The sequence below is a fragment of the Marinifilum caeruleilacunae genome (genome assembly GCF_013141825.1).
GTDB lineage: Bacteria > Bacteroidota > Bacteroidia > Bacteroidales > Marinifilaceae > Marinifilum > Marinifilum caeruleilacunae.
The window spans coordinates 1-3,040 of record NZ_RZNH01000077.1 but is presented as its reverse complement, the minus strand read 5'-3'; the positions used below and the strand labels follow the sequence as shown (position 1 = coordinate 3,040).

The 3,040-nt window shown below is 31.6% G+C and carries 3 protein-coding genes; all 3 read left to right on the top strand.

The window, feature by feature from the left end; all coding sequences use genetic code 11:
- The first annotated feature begins 84 nt into the window (after nucleotides 1-84).
- The 3 genes from ELS83_RS21490 to ELS83_RS21480 all read left to right on the top strand — a co-directional run bounded on the left by ELS83_RS21490 (nucleotide 85) and on the right by ELS83_RS21480 (nucleotide 2,554).
- Nucleotides 85-741 carry a hypothetical protein gene (locus tag ELS83_RS21490; protein ID WP_171597597.1) on the top strand — a complete coding sequence of 219 codons (657 nt, stop codon included), beginning with the start codon at nucleotides 85-87 and terminating at the stop codon, nucleotides 739-741.
- 381 nt (nucleotides 742-1,122) lie between these two features.
- The gene (locus ELS83_RS21485) at nucleotides 1,123-1,827 is read left to right on the top strand and encodes a 3'-5' exonuclease (protein WP_086642457.1); all 705 of its coding nucleotides are present in this window, start codon (nucleotides 1,123-1,125) and stop codon (nucleotides 1,825-1,827) included.
- On the top strand, nucleotides 1,784-2,554 hold the full coding sequence (locus tag ELS83_RS21480) for a site-specific integrase (protein ID WP_171597596.1): 771 nt from the start codon (nucleotides 1,784-1,786) through the stop codon (nucleotides 2,552-2,554). The genes ELS83_RS21485 and ELS83_RS21480 overlap by 44 nt, the downstream gene beginning before the upstream one ends.
- Nucleotides 2,555-3,040: the final 486 nt, after the last annotated feature.

Below are 3,040 nucleotides of genomic sequence, written 5' to 3'. Positions count from 1 at the left end.
GTGACTTTTTGTCTCATTTTTTTTGTAAAAAATGAGAATAAATCCAATGTGTTTTCTTGACTAGTCTCAAAAATCTGTTAAAAAATGAGAAGAAGAGTCTCACCGAGTGAGAATTTTTTCGGTTATTTTTTAAACAGAGAGGGTTTGTATATGACAAAGAAAAACAATGTAGAAATTTTACACAAAGAAAAAACTAATATTGAAAACGATAGTGAGATCGAACATAAAAAGAACCCGTTTGTTTTCAATATGTCTATTGATACTAAAAAGAAAAAACTAACTGTTGATCGGGGTTCAGAAGTAGAAACAGAAGAGGGGGTTTTCACAACAACAATATCACAAATTCAAGAAGTTGATAGGGAAGAATTTTTAAAAATTTTTACAGGACAAATCAAATTCTATTTTGATTTGTCTCAAACCGGATTTAAATTGTTTTTCATAATTATGGGTTTGTATCAAAAACAGATAGGCGGTGACGAAATTTATTTAAATTTCGAAACAGCAAAAGAGGAAGCTGAAAAATACGAGTCAGCAATTTCAAAAGCTGTCTACTATAGAGGTTTAAAAGAATTATTAGAAAAGAAAATGATCGCAAAATCTGTAAAAAGATACATTTTTTATATTAACCCGGCGATCATTTTCAATGGCGATCGTGCAAGATTTGTTAAAGAAATTAAAATTAAAGAAGAAGAAAAACAACAAGAAGAAAATTTAAAAATTCTTCGCTCAAAATATGCTTAAAACCGTCCTCGCCGGACGGGCCAAATCCCTTAAAAAATAGAAAAAAATTCTATTTTCTAAGGGATTTTTTTATTCTCATTTTCTCCACATTTCAAATATTGACATTAATTTCAACCCGGATATAACTATATTATCTTTTGTTGTTTCAACCCCGTTCTTGGGGTGGAACAACAAGGCATTATGAAGGGTAAGTTTTTTATTACCCGAAATTATGCCACCCCCAACCGGGGGTCATTGTTTGAATTTTGAAGCAACGCGAAAAATTTAAATAATGGGGGGATGGTTTGGGTTTTACGGTATTTCAAATTTGAGCAAAGCGAAATTTTGAAATCTCCGGAATTTGATGTTAACAATATAAAAAACAATAAATGAGGTGAAATTATGGCAACAAAAATTGAAAATGACGAAGTAATTCCAGATGAGGAATTAAATAAAATAATAGAAGAGATAAATAATGAAGAAGATAAAAGATTGAAAGTAATTGTTGATGAATATCAACAACTTACGCAAAACGGTTTTTTCGTACTTGATACAGAAACAACAGATCTTGTTGGTGAGGTTGTTAGTTTTTCATTGATTGACGACAAAAACAATATATTAATTAACGAATATTGCAAACCAACCAGGAATAAGATTTCAAAAACAGCACAGTCAATACATAATATTTCTAATAAAATGATCAAAGATAGTAGAAATATAATTCCTATATATGAGGATTTTTTGAAAATAATAAACACAGAAGAAAATAAAAATAAAACTATTTTTATTTATAATGAAGGTTTTGATCTTTCAACAATATATAGATCTTTAAATTATGCAGGATATAAATATAAAGAAAATAACGATTTCGACGATGTAGAATTTAGATCTCGTTGCGTAATGAAAGATTTTGCGTATTTTTATGGTGAACATAATGAGTACTATGATACAGATAAATACAAATGGAAAAAGCTCGAATTTGCTGCAAATTATTTTAATATCGAAACGAAAAACTTAAAATTGCATAATTCAGCCGTCGATTGTTATTTAACCTTAAAGGTAATTGAAAACATTAGAGATCATTTTTCAGGTAGAAATTATGGGTAATTCAAAACGAAATATAAAAAAACTAAATGATAATTTTAGAGAAAGTATTTTAGAATATGCGATTTCGCATAATCTAAAATGCGCTAACGCACTTGTGGCATTATATGCCACAGGTTGCAGACCGGACGAGATCGAAACTGGCATTAAAGTTAATTTTGATAGTAAAAACAATAAGTTAAGTTTTAAAATCATCGGCTCAAAATTAAATTATCAACAAAAAAGAGGTATTAGAATTAGAGAGGTTACGGTAAAAATCACAGATAAAAATCTTCAATATTACAAATCTATAATAGATATTTTTGAGAAAAACCCTCAGGCATATGATTTAAAAATTAAAACTGAAAGTGCAAAAGCGTTTTCCGGATACATTACAAAAATAAGCAAAAAACTATGGCCCAGGAAAAAATATCACGCCTCGGCGTATTCTTTTAGACATGCAAAAGCAACAGAATTGAAAAATTCAGAGGGTTTTGATGCTGAAAAAATCGCTAAAATTATGGGTCATGCTTCTGTCAGATCACAACAAAGCTACGGTAGAAAGAGCAGAAGAAGCGCAGGTGGATTTGACGACATTACAGATGTTGAAACAAGCTCTAAGCCCCGTGGGGGCGATAGATTGCTGAGATTTAAGATTAAGAACAAAAATGAAGCAGCAAAGAAAATTAAAGCAGCTTCTACCCCTACGGATACAGTAAGTCCACCTCCAGTTCGTTCTCTAAAACGCTGAGAAGCTACACAGCTTGCTGTGTGGCTTTGAAGGGTTGGCCCGTCCGGCCAGGACGGTTTTTATAGCAAAATCCTCCATATTGCGAAGCAGGGCCCCGGAATCGGGGTAACTGGGATGGTTTTCCAGATGGTTTTTGGTTTTCTATTGCGAAGCCCAGTTATCACAATGCCGATAAAAATTTTACTCAGAGCTAAGCAAAGCCTCTTAGATCTTATATTTCTTATATTCTTATATGTCTCGTAACCCGCATAAACACTGGATGTCTAGTCTCTATAGAGAAAAAAAATTCTCTCAGGAGAGAAAAAATTCTCTCTACAGTGACTAAATGTCTCGATATTGTGACTTTTTGTCTCATTTTTTTTGTAAAAAATGAGAATAAATCCAATGTGTTTTCTTGACTAGTCTCAAAAATCTGTTAAAAAATGAGAAGAAGAGTCTCACCGAGTGAGAATTTTTTCGGTTATTTTTTAAACAGAGAGGGTTTGT

Bases quoted from the DNA above. Each gene is read 5' to 3' on its own strand.
- ELS83_RS21485 (WP_086642457.1), top strand. From the start codon at position 1,123: ATGGCAACAAAAATTGAAAATGACGAAGTAATTCCAGATGAGGAATTA.
- ELS83_RS21490 (WP_171597597.1), top strand. From the start codon at position 85: ATGAGAAGAAGAGTCTCACCGAGTGAGAATTTTTTCGGTTATTTTTTA.